The sequence below is a fragment of the Microbulbifer sp. MCCC 1A16149 genome, assembly GCF_050368945.1.
Classification (GTDB): Bacteria; Pseudomonadota; Gammaproteobacteria; order Pseudomonadales; family Cellvibrionaceae; genus Microbulbifer.
In genome coordinates this window covers 3,510,517-3,529,343 of record NZ_CP185959.1, presented here as the reverse complement: position 1 = coordinate 3,529,343, position 18,827 = coordinate 3,510,517, and the positions used below count along the sequence as shown (strand labels likewise).

Annotated in this window: 11 protein-coding genes; 7 read left to right on the top strand and 4 right to left on the bottom strand. The window is 55.6% G+C overall.

Going from position 1 to position 18,827, the window contains the following annotated elements:
• Positions 1-124 precede the first annotated feature (124 nt).
• The 4 genes from ACONT6_RS14700 to ACONT6_RS14685 all read right to left on the bottom strand — a co-directional run bounded on the left by ACONT6_RS14700 (position 125) and on the right by ACONT6_RS14685 (position 2,895).
• Positions 125-571, bottom strand: coding sequence for a hypothetical protein (locus ACONT6_RS14700; protein ID WP_428819188.1), 447 nt, complete (start codon positions 569-571; stop codon positions 125-127).
• 77 nt (positions 572-648) lie between these two features.
• Positions 649-888 (bottom strand): hypothetical protein, encoded by a 240-nt coding sequence (locus ACONT6_RS14695; protein ID WP_428819187.1) that lies wholly within the window; start codon positions 886-888, stop codon positions 649-651.
• Positions 889-1,228: 340 nt separating this feature from the next.
• Entirely contained in the window at positions 1,229-2,536 is a 1,308-nt protein-coding gene (locus ACONT6_RS14690) for a type II toxin-antitoxin system HipA family toxin (protein WP_428819186.1), read from the bottom strand.
• Positions 2,536-2,895 carry a helix-turn-helix transcriptional regulator gene (locus ACONT6_RS14685; protein WP_428819185.1) on the bottom strand — a complete coding sequence of 120 codons (360 nt, stop codon included), beginning with the start codon at positions 2,893-2,895 and terminating at the stop codon, positions 2,536-2,538. Before ACONT6_RS14685 ends, ACONT6_RS14690 begins: the two co-directional genes overlap by 1 nt.
• A 339-nt stretch (positions 2,896-3,234) precedes the next feature.
• Between ACONT6_RS14685 and ACONT6_RS14680 the strand changes: the two genes are divergently transcribed.
• The 7 genes from ACONT6_RS14680 to ACONT6_RS14650 all read left to right on the top strand — a co-directional run bounded on the left by ACONT6_RS14680 (position 3,235) and on the right by ACONT6_RS14650 (position 18,824).
• Entirely contained in the window at positions 3,235-4,716 is a 1,482-nt protein-coding gene (locus ACONT6_RS14680; protein ID WP_428819184.1) for an MFS transporter, read from the top strand.
• Positions 4,717-4,967: 251 nt separating this feature from the next.
• A complete protein-coding gene (locus ACONT6_RS14675) occupies positions 4,968-6,434 on the top strand; it encodes a sugar porter family MFS transporter (RefSeq protein ID WP_428819183.1) in 1,467 nt (488 codons plus the stop codon).
• A gap of 194 nt (positions 6,435-6,628) precedes the next feature.
• A complete protein-coding gene (locus tag ACONT6_RS14670; RefSeq protein WP_428819182.1) occupies positions 6,629-9,817 on the top strand; it encodes a glycoside hydrolase family 3 N-terminal domain-containing protein in 3,189 nt (1,062 codons plus the stop codon).
• Between the two features lie 22 nt (positions 9,818-9,839).
• Positions 9,840-11,504, top strand: a complete 1,665-nt coding sequence (locus ACONT6_RS14665) for a family 43 glycosylhydrolase (protein WP_428819181.1) — start codon at positions 9,840-9,842, stop codon at positions 11,502-11,504.
• 447 nt (positions 11,505-11,951) lie between these two features.
• The gene (locus ACONT6_RS14660) at positions 11,952-13,367 is read left to right on the top strand and encodes a cellulase family glycosylhydrolase (RefSeq protein WP_428819180.1); all 1,416 of its coding nucleotides are present in this window, start codon (positions 11,952-11,954) and stop codon (positions 13,365-13,367) included.
• Positions 13,368-13,416: 49 nt separating this feature from the next.
• A complete protein-coding gene (locus ACONT6_RS14655; protein ID WP_428819179.1) occupies positions 13,417-16,614 on the top strand; it encodes a PKD domain-containing protein in 3,198 nt (1,065 codons plus the stop codon).
• 368 nt (positions 16,615-16,982) lie between these two features.
• Entirely contained in the window at positions 16,983-18,824 is a 1,842-nt protein-coding gene (locus ACONT6_RS14650) for an alpha/beta hydrolase family protein (protein WP_428819178.1), read from the top strand.
• The last annotated feature ends 3 nt before the right edge of the window (positions 18,825-18,827 follow it).

The following is an 18,827-nucleotide window of genomic DNA, read 5'->3' as shown; positions in this document are numbered from 1 at the left end:
CAGAGGCGGCTTACCTTGTGCGTTTTTTTGCCCGAAAATTGGGGCGAATCGACCCGCGCAAAAGGCGCACAAGGTAAGACGTCCCGCGGAGGCCCGAAGGGCCGGAGCATTCTGCTTGCGTTTGTTATGCCGATTCTCGCAAAGTTGCGCAGTCGTCAGCTGTAACCAGGTGCTCCACCAGTATATTTCCATTCGGAAGACTATACCTATAAGCGACAGAAAATCCTCCGCTAAATATATCTTTACTTTCTTCTATAGCGCAGAACTCTTCAGCCGTTTCTGACTTAGGGGTTGCACTATATATTTCATTTAATTCCAGATCTTCTGGATCCAGCATTTCAAATATATACACAATTTTCCGATCTTCTCGAAAGACTCCAATCATAGAAACTTCATCATTGAGATTTCTTGGAAAGCTTTTATTTAGTTCCGCAAACTCCGCATCCATATCTTCTAGAACGCTGTTGTATCGATACCCGAGAAAGACCAATCCCACAATAACTAGGATTGCTACAAACCAATAAAGCATGAATATATGGAAAGTGCTTAGGTATTTTTTCTTAGAATTCACGAACTACTCCAAAAATCTGCATAAGGTAAGACGTACCGCGGAGGCCCGAAGGGCCGGAGCCTCGCTGCCTGTGTTTGTTAAGTATTAGTGGCACTCTGTTTCCGCTGACGAATTGCTCTGGTGATTTCATTTGCTATTACGCCAGTAATCACACCCGCTATCATTTGGGGGCCACCGGCAAACACAACAGCAAATATGGCCGCGACACACCCAACGTATATTATCATCGCGTACTTCATACCACCCCAGAACCAAGCGACTATCATCGCCACAGCGATAATAAACCCTGATAATTGCGCAATAGCTTCTACATTCATTACTTCGTGATCTCCTTATCGATAAATACTTAACAGTTTATTCAAAGGCCAGTGGCTTTATCTCTCTCTAGCTACTATTTACTTCTCTCGAATTGATCCTTAACTCGAAACATCATTAGAATCAAAAGGTTATATTCATGCGCTTAGATTTTAACCGGAAATAACGAGACTTTCCTTCCGAGTGGTGCGATACCAACTGGCTACTATTTATTTTCCAAAGCTATAAATATCAATGACTTACGGCGTTTGTTCAAGAAATAGAAGAATTGCTACTATTATTTCGGGTGACTAGCCACCGGTATGCAGGTCGTATAGCTGCTGTCTGAGCTGAATTGGACAGCTATATATGCAACCGCAAGTTCCCCTCAATCTCCTCAATCAGTGAATCTGGCACCTCGTGCTCAAGGGCTAGCCTTCGCCACTGCGATACCTGCTCCACCACGTTATCCACAATGCTGTCGATCTTTCTTCTGCTAAACAGTGGGCTGATTTTTTCCAGGCTGTGGATATCTTCCCGGGTAAAGTTTTCCCGCTTGCCGTTCAGGCTCATCCAGTGGTTGTTGACCCATCGGCTACCTGGCTTGAAGCTGTAGGCGAGGTCGTAGGCGGGGGCCAGTTGCCAGGTTTTTTCTGTTAACTGGAAGGCGAAGTTCTTGGCGTGGTCGTCGTGGTTGCGGGCGACGATGTTGAACACCATACGCAGCAGTAGCTGTTCGGCTTCCCTCGCGGTGAGTTTCAGTTGTCTCGCGACGCCAAAGAGTTCTGCGTAGGAAAAAGAGCCGGGGGCTTTGTAGTCCACATGGGCCAGGCCGTTCAGGGTCTGGATGTGGATCTTGTCGTTGCCGCGGCGGTCGAAGCGCTCGGTGACAAAGTGCCGCCGGTTGCCCTCGTGCAGCAAGTGGCAGGGCATCATGTCGATGCCGCAGTTGGTGGCCATCTCATGGTAGACGTATTCCATGGCGCCGAAGCCCATGGGGTCGCCGAAGGTTTCCCGGTCTTTATTGTGCTCGCTCACGCCGTCGAATTTCATCAGGTAGTGGGTAAAGCCTTCGGGGACCTCGGTCTGTCCGGAGCGCACGTGGCTGAAGTCTTTATTGAAAGCCAGTACCGCTTTGGGGCGGGCGCCGCCGGCACTCATGCCTACGGAGAGCAGGGCGACCATGGCTTCCCGGTTTTCTCCATCTTTATCCAGCTCTACGCGGAAGCCGGCGCGGCTGTCGAGTACTTCCTGGGCGATGCTCACCAGTTCGTCGATGGCGATATCCTGGGAGGCGTTGAGCTTCTTGATACGAGTGGCGGGGGCGTATTCCAGGGCGCCCATGCCGCGTTTACCGGTGTACTGAAGTCTTTGCAGGGGCGTGATGTCTTGCGGGTGTTTACCCTGGGCGGCCATCCAGGCGTTGAGTACCGCATTGCCGAAATCGTCGGGGAGGGAATCGGCGATCAGGCCGGGCAGGCCGCGGAAGGTTTCATAGCGCAGTTCCGGGAAACTGTAGATTCGTCGTGCCAGGGGCATTTTCAGGGGGGAAAGTTCGATGCCGGTGTCGATAAAGGCAGGGTCATATTCAAATGCACCGATACCGGTATCGGTGTCGAAACTGACGGCACCGGCGGCTTGCCCCTGGTAATCGACGCTGATGACTTCCATTACCATTCCGGTTCCTCCTGTGTGTCTTTGTCTTCTCCTTCCTCACCCCCGTGGCCCTTGCCGCGCTGGCCGGAGGCCCGCTGACGCTGCTTACCCTGGAGTTTGGCCAGCTGGATCGGTGAGGGCGGCTGCGGTGGCAGGAAACTGTCCAGCTGGGTGGTGAGGTCGAGGGCCTGGAGTATGGCGACCAGAACCTCCAGCTGCGCCTTGCCTTTTTCCGCATTGAGCACCGCCTTGCGGCTGACGCCGGCGCGCTCCGCTACCTCAATTTGGGTGAGGTCCCGGTTCAGGCGTGCTTGCTTCAGGCGCTGGCCCAGCGCTTCGGCGATGGCGGCGGGGGATTTCTGGCTATAGTCCATAAGGTGCTTTATAGGGGATATAGGCATTGATTACCTAGATTATGTTCCTTTATGAGGATATTACAATGCCTGTTTTTAATGTTCCGTATTTGGGACTTATTCGGCTCTAATGTACTTTAGGTGCCAAAAATCGCACGTTATGTAGATTTGCTGTTTGATTGATCTGTTTTGACCGGGAGTGCAGCGCCGTTCACGGCGCTACCAGCTGTGCTCTCCACCCCCGCCGGGGAGGATGGCCCGCACTGCCCCTGCTGACACAATGCCGCCATAACCAGAGCCCCGCACCGCACTATTTCCGGTGTATTCGGCCGATTCAACAATAATCAGGCGGTTAATGCGATGAAACAACAGCCCAAGCTTCCCTTCTGGCAGGTGTGGAATGTCAGCCTCGGTTTCCTCGGGGTGCAGTTTGGATTTGCCCTGCAGAATGCCAATGCGAGCAGGATTCTTTCCGACCTGGGTGCAGATCTGCACTCCCTGTCCCTGTTCTGGATTGTTGCGCCCTTGATGGGGCTGATTGTGCAGCCGATCGTCGGATCTGCCTCTGACCGTACCTGGAGCCGCTTCGGCCGTCGCAACCCTTATATCCTGTTCGGTGCCATTGCCGCGGCGCTGGGTATGGCGTTTATGCCCAATGCGGGTATCGCAGTGGCCTTTGTTGCGCCGATCCTGTTCGGGGGCGTGATGCTGGCACTGATGGATGCGGCGTTCAACGTCACCATGCAGCCGTTCCGTGCGCTGGTCTCGGATATGGTGCCCTCGGAGCAGCGCACTGTGGGGTACGCGGTGCAGTCCCTGCTGATCAATATCGGCGCGGTGATGGGGTCCATGCTGCCGTTTATCCTCACCAATGTGATCGGCCTGGAGAACACCTCGCAGGCGGGTGAAGTGGCGCCGTCGGTAATCTGGGCTTTCTATATCGGTGCTTCGGTACTGCTGGGCTCGGTACTGTGGACAGTGTTCCGCACCAAGGAGTACGCGCCGAAGGAATACAACGCTTACAAGGGGATCGACGAAGAGACCCTGGCGAAGGAGCTGGCGGAGCGCAAATCCCTGCCGCAGCGCTTGGGCGGTTTCTTCAAGCTGCTTGTGAGCATGCCCAAGACCATGCGTCAGCTGGCAGTAGTGCAGTTCTTCTCCTGGTTCTCCCTGTTCATCATGTGGGTGTACACCACCCCGGCGATTACCCAGCACGTGTGGGGTGTGGAGGCCAAGTGGTTTGATTCCCACTACCTGGAATCTGTGGGTGAGATCCCCGCGCATATCGCCGCCGCCAAGGGCGCTGCCGGTGACTGGGTGGGGATTATCTTCGCCGCTTATTCCCTGTTCGCCGCGCTTTTCTCCATCGTGCTGGCCCGCGTAGCCAACAAGCTTGGCCGCAAGCCTACATACGCACTATCCCTGCTTTTGGGTGGCCTGGGTTACATGAGCTTCGTGCTGTTCCAGGGCGGTGAAGCAACCCAGGTAAATCTGCTGATTACCGAGGTAACCGTTCCCAGTGGTGCGCTCGGCCTGCTGATTCCGATGATCGGTGTGGGTATCGCCTGGGCCGCGATTCTGGCCATGCCTTACTCGATCCTTTCTGACTCGCTGCCGGCGAGCAAAACCGGCGTGTACATGGGTATCTTCAACTTCACCATCGCCGCGCCACAGATCCTGTCTGCGCTGGTGGCGGGGCCGATCCTCGCCGGCGTGTTCGACAACCAGGCCATCTATATCCTGATGCTGGCCGGCGTGTTTATGGTGTGTGGCGCCATCTCGGTGTTCTTTGTGCAAGAGGAAGCGGCACTGCCCGCACCGTCGGATCCGGTTGCCGCCTGATCCATATCGTCTCTTTCAAAGCCCCTCATTGCAGGGGCTTTTTTGTGGGTGTGAGGTTGGGTTGTGGTAGCTCCACGCGCCATTTTTTCTGAAACCTTTGTAATCGTTTACATAATCGTGTGATTAATTGTATAAATGTGCCATTGGCCTCTCGCCCTGATTTCCCGTAAGTTGAGGAAGGCGGCGCAAGCTGGCTGATCAAAGAATAAATTGGAGTCGCACAGCGGCCCGCAGTGAGTGAGAGAATAAAAATGAATACTACCGTCAGCAGTGATGCGGGCGTCGAGGCCCTGCGCCCGGAGTCCAGCCTTTCAGAAGCCAACCTCTCAGAAACCAATCATGGCCTGGTCATCGCGATCAGCGGTGTCGCCACCATCGGTGGCTTCCTGTTCGGGTTCGACAGCGGTGTGATCAACGGCACCGTGGATGGCCTGCAGGCTGCGTTCAATTCCGACAGCGCCGGCACTGGCTTCAATGTGGCCTCGATGCTGCTCGGTTGTGCCATCGGCGCATTCTTCGCCGGCACCCTGGCGGACAAGTATGGCCGCAAGGCACTGCTAATCGCCTCCGCAATCATGTTCATCGTTTCTGCCTGGGGCTCCGGTATTGCCACCGGCTCCCTGGAGTTTGTCTTTTACCGCATTCTCGGTGGCCTCGCGGTAGGTGCCGCCAGTGTGATGACCCCCGCCTATATTAGTGAGGTGGCGCCCGCAGCCTACCGGGGGCGACTGGCCACGGTACAGCAGGTGGCGATAATCAGTGGCCTTACCGCGGCATTCCTCAGTAACTACGCCATCGCCAAATTCGCCGGTGCTTCCACCACTGAATTCTGGATGGGCTTTGAGGCCTGGCGCTGGATGTTCTGGATTGAACTGCTCCCCGCGGCCATTTTCCTGATCGGCCTGTATTTCATTCCTGAAAGCCCGCGCTTCCTGGTAGCCCGCGGTCGCGGTGATACCGCCCGCTCGGTACTGACCCGCCTGTTCGGCGAGCGCGCGGCGGGCGACAAGGAGCGGGATATCCGCGCTTCCCTGGCCGACGACCACCGTCCCAGCCTGTCTGATCTCAAGGACGCGAAAACCGGCAAGCTGCGCAGTATTGTGTGGGTTGGTATCGGTCTCGCCGTGTTCCAGCAGCTGGTGGGGATCAATGTGGTGTTCTATTACGGCGCGGTGCTGTGGCAGTCGGTGGGCTTCACCGAGAGCGATGCGCTGCTGATCAATGTGGTGTCCGGGGCGGTCAGTATTGCCGCGGTGATTACCGCGCTGATCCTGGTAGACAAAATCGGTCGCAAGCCTCTGCTGTGGGTCGGTTCCATCGGTATGGCGGTGACCCTGGCGATCATGGCGGTGTCGTTTTCCCGGGCGACGCTCGGTGAAGACGGCGGACTCAGCCTGTCGGATTCTGTCGGCACCATTGCGCTGATTGCCGCCAATGCCTACGTGGTCTTCTTTAATGCTTCCTGGGGGCCGGTGATGTGGGTGATGCTCGGGGAGATGTTCCCGAACCAGATCCGCGGCTCCGGTCTCGCCGTAGCCGGTCTCGCCCAGTGGCTGGCCAACTTCGGTATTACCCTGTCGTTCCCGGTACTGCTGGTCAGCATCCAGCTCTCTGGTAGCTACGGTATCTACGCGCTCTGTGCGTTCATCTCGATCTTCTTCGTCAGCAAGTATGTACGCGAGACCAAGGGACGCGAGCTGGAGCAGATGCAGGGCTGATTTTCCAAAAGCGTCAGCTCCCCACGAGTCACGGCTCGTTTATCCCCGCGGCCTCTGCCCTGAATTTGTCAGGGTATGCCCCGGGAATTTTTTTGGCTCGACGCAATTTATATGATTAACCCGATGAAATGTTCGGGTTCGCAGTATTGAAAGAAATAAATATAACGAACTGAAACAACAGAGGGATGGCTCTCATGACCGCGACCAGAACCCCGTTCAAACCAATTCGCGCACTGCTGGCCGCGGGCATCGTGCTCGCAGGATTGCCGGCAGTCTCCTTTGCGGCGGCAAGTGGCCACCAGCTGGATCTATGGCCAAAAACCCAGAGTCCAGCGGTAAAGCCTGAGGTGGAAAAGCAGGTTGAGGCGCTGCTGAAAAAAATGACTCTGGAGCAGAAAGTTGGCCAGATCATGCAGCCCGAGATCCAGTCCATCACCCCGCAGCAAGTGAAGGAATACCATATCGGTTCCGTCTTGAACGGCGGTGGCTCCATTCCCGGGCGCAAGGAAAATGCTGGCCCGGACGATTGGTTGGCGCTTGCCGATGCCTACTGGGAGGCCTCCATGGATACCAGCGATGGCGGCCCGGCGATACCGGTATTCTGGGGCACTGATGCGGTTCACGGTAACGGCAACCTCACCGGCGCAACCCTGTTCCCCCACAATATCGGCCTTGGTGCCACCGGCAACCCCGAACTGGTGCGGGCCATCGGTGCTGCCACCGCAGAGGAGGTTCGCACTACCGGGGTCGAGTGGGTATTCGCTCCCACACTGGCGGTTGCCCAGAACGATTTTTGGGGTCGCACATACGAGAGTTACAGTGAAGATCCCAAGGTGGTAAAGCAGTTCGCCTCCGCAATGGTCGAGGGGTTACAGGGCAGCGTGGGTAGCGACGAATTTCTTGCGGAAACCCGCGTGCTGGCCTCTGCCAAGCATTTTCTCGCCGACGGCGGCACCTTCGAGGGCGATGATCAGGGCGATGCGCGTATCAGCGAGCAGGAGCTGGTGCAGATCCACAATGCCGGCTACCCCGCGGCGATCGAAAGCGGGGTACAGACTATCATGGCCAGCTTCTCCGCCTGGAATGGCGAAAAGCACCACGGCAATAAATACATTCTGACCGAAGTGCTGAAACAGCGCATGGGATTCGACGGCCTGGTGGTCGGCGATTGGAACGGCCATGGCCAGGTGGTTGGCTGCACCAATGACAGTTGCCCGCAGGCCATCAATGCGGGCATCGACCTGCTGATGGTGACCTACGACTGGAAAAACATGATCGCCAATACGCTCGAGCAGGTGAAGAGTGGCGAGATTTCCATGGCGCGTCTGGACGACGCAGTGCGCAGAATCCTGCGGGTAAAACTGCGCGCAGGTTTATTCGACAAAAAACCTTCCGAGCGCGCACTGGCCGGCGACGAGAGTGTCGTAGGCAGCAAGGAACACCGCGAACTGGCGCGGCGCGCTGTACGCGAAAGCCTGGTGTTACTGAAAAACCGCGACGGTATCCTGCCGCTGAACCCCGATCAGAATATCCTGGTGACGGGCCCCGGTGCCGATAGTATTGCCATGCAGTCCGGCGGCTGGAGTGTCAGCTGGCAGGGCGCTGGTATTACCAACGATAAATTCCCCGGTGCGACTTCGATTTACGCCGGGATCCGCAAAGCGGTAGAGCGCGCTGGCGGCCGGGCCACCCTGTCTGCCGATGGCGACTTCACGAAAAAGCCGGACGCCGCGATTGTAGTATTCGGTGAGACGCCCTATGCGGAAGGGCAGGGCGACCGCAACACCCTGGAGTTTGAAGCGGGCCACAAAAAAAGCCTGGCGCTGCTGAAAAAACTGCAGGAAAAAAATATTCCTGTGGTTTCGGTATTCCTGTCCGGCCGTCCGCTGTGGGTCAACCCTGAACTCAATGCCTCCGACGCGTTTGTGGCCGCCTGGTTGCCCGGCACCGAAGGTGACGGCGTGGCGGACATGCTGATTGCAGATAAGGGCGGTAAAGCCCGTCATGACTTCAGAGGTCGCCTCTCTTTCTCCTGGCCGGGTCTGCCGCTGCAGGCAAAACTCAATGCACATCACCCCGACTACGAACCCCTGTTTGCAACCGGCTACGGTCTGAGCCTGTACGACGAAGTACAGGGACCGGGCAAGCTCGCAGAAAATGTCCCCGGCCTGATGCGGGGCGAGCCGGAAAGCTATGCACTCTACCGTGGTCGACCACTACAACCGTGGGGCGTCCAGATTGAAGATTTTGAGAAAAACCAGATGTTGAGTGGCGCGTTTGCCAAACTGCCCAGCGGTCGCGTGACTGTGTTTACCAGTGATAAGGATGTCCAGGAAGATGCGCTGACCTTCAAATGGCACGATACCTGGTTTGCACGGCTTAGCCTGAAGCACGGTGGTCCCCTGGATTTATCCAGCTACGTAGAAGAAGGGGTGCTGTCATTTGACATGAAGGTAGATGACCTCACCGGCGGTGATCTCGCACTGGAAGTCCAGTGCGGAGAAAACTGCGAGCGTCGAGTGGAATTATCTGTACCAGCGCGAAAAAATATCGGGGATGGGTGGACGCGAGAAAGCTACAAGCTCAGTTGCTTTGTGCACGAGGGCGATGACTTCTCCAGTGTGACTTCGCCATTTGCTCTGCGCGTTGGCGGCAAGGGGCAGGTGGCCATCGCCAATATCCAGCTGGATAAATCGGCCGAGGCGGAAGATCCGTGCCCGGATTACCGCACCCTGGCGACCACGCCGGATATCCGCCACGAGTACTGGGCGCGCGGCTGGTGGGAAGAGCGCTTTGAGCGGAATAAAAAGCGTTTGGCTGAAGGGAATGTGGACCTCCTGATGATTGGTGATTCCATTACCGAGGGTTGGGAAAACGCCGGTAAAAAAGTGTGGGACGAGTACTACAAGGAGCGCAATGCGGTAAACCTTGGCTACGGCGGAGACCGCACCGAAAACCTGCTGTGGCGATTGCAGAACGGCGAGCTGGAAGGTATCAAGCCCAAGGCCGCGGTGGTAATGATCGGCACCAACAATACCGGACATCGACTGGAAGACCCGGAGCTTACCTCTGCCGGTATTCGGGCAGTACTGGATGAAATGCGTCAACGTCAGCCGCAAATGAAAATCCTGCTGCTGAGTATCTTTCCCCGGGACCCGGAACCGGGAACGCCAATGCGCAAGGTCAATCTCGGGATCAACGACATCATCGAAGAGTATGCCGATGGTGAACATATTTTCTATCAGGAGATATACAGCGAGTTCCTGGAAGAAGATGGTCGGCTGACCAAGGAAATCATGCCAGATTACCTGCACCTGAATGAAAAAGGGTATCGGATCTGGGCCGAGACGATGGAGCCTTCGCTCTCACGGCTGATGGATTGACGGATAAAGGGAGTGTTTAGGGATGACTGATATTACACGCCGTAAATTATTCAAAGCACTGGCAGTGGGTGCCGCATCCGCACCGCTGGCAGGGAATGCGCTGGCAACGAAGGGCAACTGCGTTGATAAATCATCGCAATCGGCTGTCACCATCCCAAAATGGGGCCGCGGTGTGGAGGGGCAGAGAAGTGCAGACCTGGGCAACGGGACTTTCCTGAATCCCATAGTCCCCGGTGATCATCCCGATCCAACCATCATCAAGGATGGCGATGATTACTATATGACGTTCTCGTCTTTCTACTCTTATCCCGGGCTGGTCATCTGGCATTCTACGGATCTGGTCAACTGGTCGCCGGTCGGGCCAACCCTGTTCAAACCGCTGGGCGCCATCTGGGCGGTGGATCTGTGTAAACACGAAGATCGTTATTACATCTATATCCCCGCCAACCCGGATGACAAGGGGTGGTCTATCTTCGTGATCTGGGCCGACGATATTCGAGGTCCATGGAGCGATCCCATCGATATGAAGATTCCCGGCTGTATCGATCCGGGACATATTGTGGGAGAGGACGGGCACCGCTACCTGTTCGTCAATGGTGTTCGCAAGATTCGCCTCACCGACGATGGCCTCGCCGCAGCGGGAGAGCTGGAGCACGCGTACAGTCCATGGCGTTACCCGGAAGACTGGGTTGTGGAAAATTTTGCCCCGGAAGGACCCAAGCTACTGCGTCGCGGAGATTGGTTTTACCTGGTTACCGCTGTTGGAGGGACCGCCGGGCCGCCCACCGGGCATATGGTGATTGCCGCACGTTCCAGGTCTATCCATGGCCCCTGGGAGCACTGCCCGCAAAATCCCCTGGTGCGCACACTGAGTGCAGACGAGCCGTGGTGGTCTCGTGGCCATGCGACCCTGGTAGAAGGTCCGCAGGGTGACTGGTGGATGGTTTATCACGGCTATGAAAACGGGTTCCGTACACTGGGGCGGCAGACACTGCTTGAGCCGATCGAGTGGACGGACGATGGTTGGTTTCGCGCGAAAGGCGGTGACCTTTCATTGCCGATGCAGCGGCCGCAGGGGAAGAAACAGAATACGATTTCCGGGTTGGAATTATCCGACGATTTTTCCCGAAACCGCTTTGGTGTCCAGTGGGCCTTTCACATGCCCGCCGATGATGAAATGCAGAGAGTGCACTACGAAGAACGTGCGCTGCGCGTAGCGTGTCGGGGACAATCCCCAATAGACAGTGCCCCTCTCACCTGTATTCCGGTTGACCGCGCCTATGAGGTGGAGGTGGCGATGGATCTATCGGGAAATGCAGAAGGTGGCCTGTTGCTGTTTTATAGCCACAAGGCGTTTGTTGGCCTTGGGGTTTCCCGTCAGCACATAAAGACATTTCAGTATGCGGAGGAGCAAAGCTGGTTTCGGCAGCCGGCGAACACCGGAAGTTTGCGCATGCGAATGGTGAATCGCGACAATGTCGTTACTTATCATTACTCCAAAGACGGTGGCGAAACCTGGGAGCAACACGGGCACCGTATGGAAGTTTCGGGATTACATCACAATGTATTCGGCGGTTTCCTGAGTTTGCGCGTGGGATTGTATAGTGCGCTGAATAGCAAAGGTCACGAAAACATGTCCGCAAAAGCAAGTGTCCGGTTCCGGGATTTCCAATATCGGGCAATCTGAAAATTGGTATGCAAAACTGTGATGTTTTCGTCAATTAATGTCGCCTACTTCTCCTTAACGATGGCCGTTTAACGAGAGCCATCCGTCATATAAATAAGCTGATAGATTGGTTGTTTCAGTCTGCCGGTGTGACTTTCAGGTTTGGTGTGAGCTTGGGCGGGTGAGTTATCCCCGCCAGTTTTTTTAACGCACCGATCGACCGGAAAGAATAACCCGGAATAATAATTAAATAACGTCCTAACTCTTTTCACACCATAAAAACCGGACTGGGTTTGTTGTGCGCGCGACTCCGTGTGCTTGCCCTACCGATATCGATTTTTTCGATTTCTGTGCACGCAGCCTGTGCAATGTATTGCCATGGCTGACTGGTATATCAAAACGATAAGGTGAAGAGAGATGCATTTTCCCCGCAATAAGTTCAAAGGTTGTCTACTCCGAAGTTTAGTGGTGGGCGGGCTGCTGGCGATATCCATTCCCGGGTGGGCTGGATTTTCCATCGATGATGGCCGTCTGCTGGATGGCAACGGATTGCCGTTTGTTATGCGCGGAGTTAATCACGCACATACCTGGTATCCAGGGCGTACCCAGCAGGCGCTATTCCACATTGCCGATGCCGGTGCGAACACGGTGCGCGTTGTACTTGCCACCGGCGGTCGCTGGAGCCGCAATAACGGTGCGGATGTCGCGCAAGTGATTGCGCAGTGCAAGGTAAATGCGCTGGTATGTGTACTGGAAGTACACGATGCGACGGGATGGGGTGAAGACGCTTCTGCCATTCATATTTCCGAAGCCGCGGAATACTGGGTAAGTCCGGATATTGTCGAGGCGCTCAGTGGCCAGGAAGATTATGTCCTGATCAATATTGCCAATGAGCCTTTCGGTAATTCCGTATCGGAAAGCAACTATGTAGATGGAACCACATCGGCGATTCAGCGGATTCGCGACGCTGGTCTAACCCATACCATTGTGGTCGATGCTTCAAGCTGGGGGCAGGACTGGGAAAATTACATGCGCGCAAACGCGCCGCAGATTTTCGCAGCCGACCCGCTGGCTAATGTACTGTTTTCTGTGCATATGTATCAGGTCTACGGCGACCACAATACGGTTGCAAGCTACATGCAAGACTTCGAAGACATGGGGCTGCCCCTGATCGTGGGCGAGTTTGGCCACGAGCACCAGGGACAACCGGTGGACGAGGACTCCATTCTCGCCGAAGCACAGGCTCGCGGTATTGGCTATCTCGGCTGGTCCTGGTCCGGGAATACCGAACCCTATCTGGATATGGCGCTGAACTGGGATCCGAACAATCTTTCCGGCTGGGGGGAGCGGCTGTTCAACGGCGAAAATGGCATTGCGGAAACGGCGCAGTGCGCGTCGGTTTTTGAGGGTTGCAGCGGTTCATCTTCTGGCGGCGCATCATCTTCTAGCAGTGGCAGTAGTAGCTCGTCCTCGAGCTCTTCTTCAGGCTCTTCGTCGTCGGGTGGTTCTTCCTCCGGCAGTTCTTCTTCTGGTTCTTCTTCTGGTGGTTCCTCCTCGAGCTCGGGTGGGAGAAACGGCATGTATACCTGCAAGATTGACAGTGTCAGTGACTGGGGTAATGGATTCGTCGTCAATGTAACCGTGAGAAATGAAACCGATGGTTCTGCCGACTCATGGCGGGCGGATCTGATATTTCCCCATTCGGTCACGGTAACTAACGCGTGGAATATCAATATGGATTCTACAGAAGGGCAAGTGATATCGGGCCGCTCTGTGTCTTACAACGGCAAGCTTGGATCATTTGAGAGCACGACTTATGGGCTGCAAGGCTCTCCCGGAAATGTGGGTATTCCGGGATGTGGAGCATTCCCAACACAACCATGAGTGACTTCAATAAAAGCGGTTATTAAATAAATAGAATAAGGACATAGCGATGATTAACTTCAAAAAGATGAATCTTGCCACAGAAGTGGCAAAGGTCTGCCGGCCAGTGCTCCAGGCAAGCCTGTTTGCGCTGTGCGCAAGCAGTGTGCAGGGCGCACCGCAAGAAGAATATAGTTGGAAAAACGTGCGTATCGACGGCGGTGGCTTTATCCCGGGAATCATTTTCAACCGCACCGAACCCAATTTGATTTACACCCGCACGGATATCGGTGGCGCCTACCGTTGGAACGAGGCGAACCAGGAGTGGGTGCCGCTGCTCGACTGGGTAGGCTGGGATAATTGGGGCTGGAATGGCGTGATGAGTATGGCCACAGACCCGGTGGACACCGATCGGGTGTACGCGGCGCTGGGCATGTACACCAATGACTGGGATCCGAACAACGGCGCAATTGCACGCTCCACCGATCGCGGTGAAACATGGCAGGTGACCCAGCTACCATTCAAGGTGGGCGGCAATATGCCGGGCCGCGGAATGGGCGAACGCCTGCGTATCGACCCCAACGACAACAGCACCATCTACTACGGTGCCGAGCTGGGTGAGGGCCTGTGGCGCAGTACCGATTACGGGGTGACCTGGTATGAGGTGCAGACTTTCCCCAATTCCGGCACCTACGCCGCAGATCCCGATGACGAATGGGGTTACGGGGACAAGCTGCAGGGCGTGGTGTGGGTTACCTTTGATCCGTCTTCAGGCACCAGCGGTGAAGGGTCAGATGTGATTTATGTGGGGGTTGCGGATAAAGCCCACTCCCTGTACCGCTCTACCGATGGTGGCACCAGCTGGGAGGTAATCCCCGGAGCACCATCGGGACTGATTCCCCACAAGGGCGTTTACGATGAAGTGAATGGTGAGCTCTATGTCGCCATGAGTGATACCGGCGGACCCTATGATGGAGAAACCGGTGCGGTGTGGAAATTCGATAGTGCCACGGAAACCTGGACCGAAATCAGTCCCATGACCGCTGCCAGTGGAGAGCTCTATTTCGGTTACTCCGGGCTCACCATTGATCGCCAGAATCCCGATACCCTGATGGTCGCATCACTCAACTCATGGTGGCCAGACATGATCCTGTTCCGCACCACCGATGGTGGTGACTCCTGGACACGGATCTGGGATTGGGCGGGATACCCTACCCGCAGCAAGCGCTACGAAATGGATATCAGCTCCGTGCCCTGGCTGCATCTCGGCGCCAACCCACAGCCGCCGGAAGAGGCTCTGAAACTGGGTTGGATGAATGAGTCGATTGAAATCGATCCACACAACTCCGACCGCTTTATGTATGGCACGGGTGCGACCATTTATGGCTCGCAAAACCTCACCGATTGGGACAGCGATGGCACAGTCATCATTGAGCCGATGATCAAGGGCGTGGAAGAAACCGCGGTACTGGATCTCGCCAGCCCACCCAGCGGCACTGCGAATATTTTTTCCGCCCTGGGTGATATTGGTGGGTTCAAACATGTAGACGTGGATGCGGTGCCTGAGTTGATGTACCAGACACCTTACTTAACCAGTACCACCGGAATAGATTTTGCCGCGCTGGATCCCTCCATCATGGTGCGAGTCGGCAATGCGGATACCGTACATCTCGGCGTCTCCAGTTCCTCGGGTGACAGCTGGTGGCAGGGACAGGAACCCGCCGGTGTAACCGGTGGTGGCAATGTGGCGATGAGCGCTGATGGTGGTGCGATCGTGTGGAGCCCGGTTGGCGCCGGGGTGCACGTATCCACCACTTATGGCAGCTCCTGGACAGCCTCCAGCGGGGTTCCCGAGGGTGCGCGCGTGGAAAGTGACCGGGTGAATCCGCAGGTGTTTTACGCCTTCAGCGGTGGCACTTTCTACGTGTCGACCGATGGTGGCAACAGTTTTGCCGCGACAGCCGCCAGTGGCCTGCCGGAATCCGGCAAGTTCCTCGCGGCGCCCGGACTGGAGGGACATATCTGGCTCGCGGGCAGTGCCGTCAATGCGAGTGCGGGAACAGTCACCGGCGTGTGGCGCTCTACCGATGGCGGTGCCAGTTTCGATAAACTTACCTCGGTGGACGAGGGCGTGAATATTGGCCTGGGGGCCGCCGCGCCAGGCAGTGATTACCAGACGCTTTATCTAGTGGGTACGGTGGATGGAGAAACCGGGGTATTCCGCTCGACCAATGAAGGTGCCGGCTGGGTACGTATCAATGATGACGCGCACCAGTACGGCAATATGGGCGAGGCGATCACCGGCGACCCGCGGATATACGGCCGTGTTTACCTGGGCACCAATGGCCGCGGCCTGCTGTACGCTGACCCCACCGGTGCGGTTGTGGAGAATGCCGAGCCAGTTGCCGCAGCCAGCGCCACGCCAGTCAGCGGCGATGCGCCACTGCTGGTGAGCTTCGATGGTAGTAGCTCCAGCGACGCTGATGGCGATGCGCTTAGCTACAGCTGGAGCTTTGGCGATGGCGCCTCGGCCACTGGTGCCACGGCGAGCCATACCTACCAGAGCGCGGGTAACTTCACCGCAACCCTTACGGTCAATGACGGCCGTGGTGGCACGGATACCGCCAGTGTGGTCATTACCGCTAACGGTGTAGAACCTGAAAACACGTCTCCGGTAGCTGTGGCAGCAGTCAGTGCCACGAGCGGAGAGGCGCCCCTTGCGGTGACCTTCGATGCGGCGGGATCCAGTGATGCCGATGGCGACGCACTTACCTATAGCTGGAATTTCGGTGACGGTAGTACCGGCACTGGCGTCAACGTGGCCCACACCTATACAGAAGCGGGGGAATACACCGCATCGCTTACCGTAAACGATGGTGCAGCCAGCAGTAGCGATAGCCTGGTAATCACGGTCAGTGCCGCAGATGGCGGTGGTGATGGTGGCGGTAACGATGGAGGCGGCACTGCCAGCTGCGAATACATCGAAGGCAGCCACTGGGGTGCCGGCTTTACCGGTAGCATCCGTATTACCAACAATGGTGCGGCGCCAATTGACGGCTGGACACTGACTTTCGCCTATAGCGGCAGCAGCCGAATTACCAATCTCTGGAATGCCAATCTCACTGGCAGTAACCCCTACAGTGCCACCGGATTTGACTGGAACAGCGTAATCCAGCCCGGCGCCTATGCGGAATTCGGCTACCAGGGCGAAAAATCTACGGAAGAAGCGCTGGAAATTCCCTCCATCTCTGGAAGCGTTTGTGAGTAAAAAGGAGAGAGGGAACTACTAAATCCTCCGCTAACCGAAAAGCTTTCTCCGCGATATATGGTCATATTGGTGACCGATTTTAGCCCGGCTGTATGCAGCCGGGTTTTTTTATGGGTCCCTGCTTATTTTTAAACGATATCGGGAATCACTTTTACCGGTTGTATACGCGACTGGTGATGGTTAATTCGGTACCCTTACCCGCGACGAGAGAAAAGACCATAAGGAAATGAATTCCCATGATTGCTTGTAGTCGCAAGTTCAACTTGCTTTGCGTTTTTGCCGCGTTTTTTTTAACCGCATTTAGCGGTGTTGCCACTGCCAAAACCATCACTGCGAAGGAATATGGCGTACTGCCGCGAATCAGCAGTATGAGTATTTCACCTAATGGCAAAATGATTGCCTATCGAATGACCGAAGGCGAGCGGGATATGGTGGTGGTGTATGACCTTGCTAAAGGAAAACACCTGGCGGGTCTCGATCTGGCCGAAAACAAGAGCCAGATAAATTCCCTCTATTTCGCCACCAACAGTGAACTGGTCATGGTTGCCACGCAGGTTCGGAGAGTGAGGGGCTATCGAGGCAAGCTCGATCTCAGCACTGCCTACGCCTACAACCTGAAGAATAAGAAAATTCGACAATTGCTGACCCCCGGTGATGTCATCTACAAGGGGCAGGAAGGGTTGGGACGGATCTCCGGGTTATCACCTGATCGCAATGATGTATATATGCCGGCCTATGTCCCGGACAGTGCCACCGATCAGTCTCCAAGAATGTCGCTGATGCGCGTGGATCTGAAAACCCCGCGTGGTCCGAGAGTGCACTTTAAAGGCAAGGATGACTCTATCGACTTCTTTGTTGACGAAAATGGCGAAGTTATCGTTCATGAAATGTTCGATAACCGTCAGAATCACCATGAGATTCAGGCGCTGGTCGGTGAGGAGTGGAAAACCGTCTACCGCCAGGAAACCGACATCATGACCATCAATGTCGTTGGTCTTACGCCTGACCGAAAATCTCTGGTGGTGCTGGGAAGCAACAGTACGACTGACCGCGATGACTATTACACTCTGTCACTCGAAAGCGGCGAGTTCACCAATATGGGCTTTGGTCGCGCCGACGCTGATATCGAGTTTACCTATAAAGGACTGGATCGTATTGTCTGGGGGGTGCGCTACTCAGGTTTCAACCCGGAGTACCGCTTCTTTGACGAAGAGCTTGATAAGCGGATGCGTAAAATCCGTGAACTCTTCCCGCAGCACTCTGTTTGGCTGCGAGACTGGAGTGCGAACTGGGAAGACCTGATTGTCTACGTCGAAGGTTCGCAGTTTTCGGGCACTTTCTACAAGTTCAGTAAAAATGAACCGCCTACCGAGCTGGCTTCCGCACGCCCGGGTATTTCAGCGGAACATATCCATCCGATTGGACGCATGACTTTCAAGGCGCGAGATGGCTTGAAAATTCCAAACCTGCTGACTATTCCCCGGGATCGCTTGGAAAACATGAAAAATCTACCCGCGGTCATTCTTCCGCACGGTGGCCCCGCATCTTACGACAATATCGGTTTTGACTGGTTGGCACAGTCCCTGGCCAACCGCGGCTACCTGGTGGTTCAGCCCCAGTTCCGCGGTTCCACCGGGTTTGGTTTGCAGCACGAAATGGCAGGCCGGGGTGAATGGGGAGGCAAGATGCAACACGATCTCTCCGATGCGGTCAATGTCTTGGTGAAGAAGGGAATCGTGGACCCTGAGCGTATCTGTATTGTCGGGGCGAGTTACGGTGGCTATGCCGCACTGGCCGGCGGCGCCTTTACCCCGGATCTGTACCGATGCGTGGTATCCATCAATGGTGTGGCTGACCTGGAAGATATGCTGGAATACAAGGAACGTGACTTCGGCGACGATCACTGGGTCATGGCCTACTGGAAGAAAAATATGGGCAATGGTGAAATTACCGATGAAAAACTCAACGCAGTATCACCTGCGCGCTTTGCGGAGAATTTCACGGCCCCGGTATTGTTGATCCACGGACGGAATGATCTCAATGTTCCCTATGCCCAGTCGAAAACCATGTACAAAAAACTGAAGCGAGCGAAAAAAGAGGTGGAGCTGATTGAGCTGCGTGGAGAGACCCACAATCTGATGCAGAGTGAGACCCGCCTCGAGGCAGTGGAGGCCATGGTCGCCTTTGTGGATAAGTATTTACAGCCATGACAG

Excerpts from the sequence above, each read along its gene's own strand:
- ACONT6_RS14655 (WP_428819179.1), top strand. The coding sequence starts at position 13,417 with ATGATTAACTTCAAAAAGATGAATCTTGCCACAGAAGTGGCAAAGGTC.
- ACONT6_RS14650 (WP_428819178.1), top strand. The coding sequence starts at position 16,983 with ATGAGTATTTCACCTAATGGCAAAATGATTGCCTATCGAATGACCGAA.
- ACONT6_RS14670 (WP_428819182.1), top strand. The coding sequence starts at position 6,629 with ATGACCGCGACCAGAACCCCGTTCAAACCAATTCGCGCACTGCTGGCC.
- ACONT6_RS14675 (WP_428819183.1), top strand. The coding sequence starts at position 4,968 with ATGAATACTACCGTCAGCAGTGATGCGGGCGTCGAGGCCCTGCGCCCG.
- ACONT6_RS14690 (WP_428819186.1), bottom strand. The coding sequence starts at position 2,536 with ATGGAAGTCATCAGCGTCGATTACCAGGGGCAAGCCGCCGGTGCCGTC.
- ACONT6_RS14680 (WP_428819184.1), top strand. The coding sequence starts at position 3,235 with ATGAAACAACAGCCCAAGCTTCCCTTCTGGCAGGTGTGGAATGTCAGC.
- ACONT6_RS14685 (WP_428819185.1), bottom strand. The coding sequence starts at position 2,895 with ATGGACTATAGCCAGAAATCCCCCGCCGCCATCGCCGAAGCGCTGGGC.
- ACONT6_RS14665 (WP_428819181.1), top strand. The coding sequence starts at position 9,840 with ATGACTGATATTACACGCCGTAAATTATTCAAAGCACTGGCAGTGGGT.
- ACONT6_RS14695 (WP_428819187.1), bottom strand. The coding sequence starts at position 888 with ATGAATGTAGAAGCTATTGCGCAATTATCAGGGTTTATTATCGCTGTG.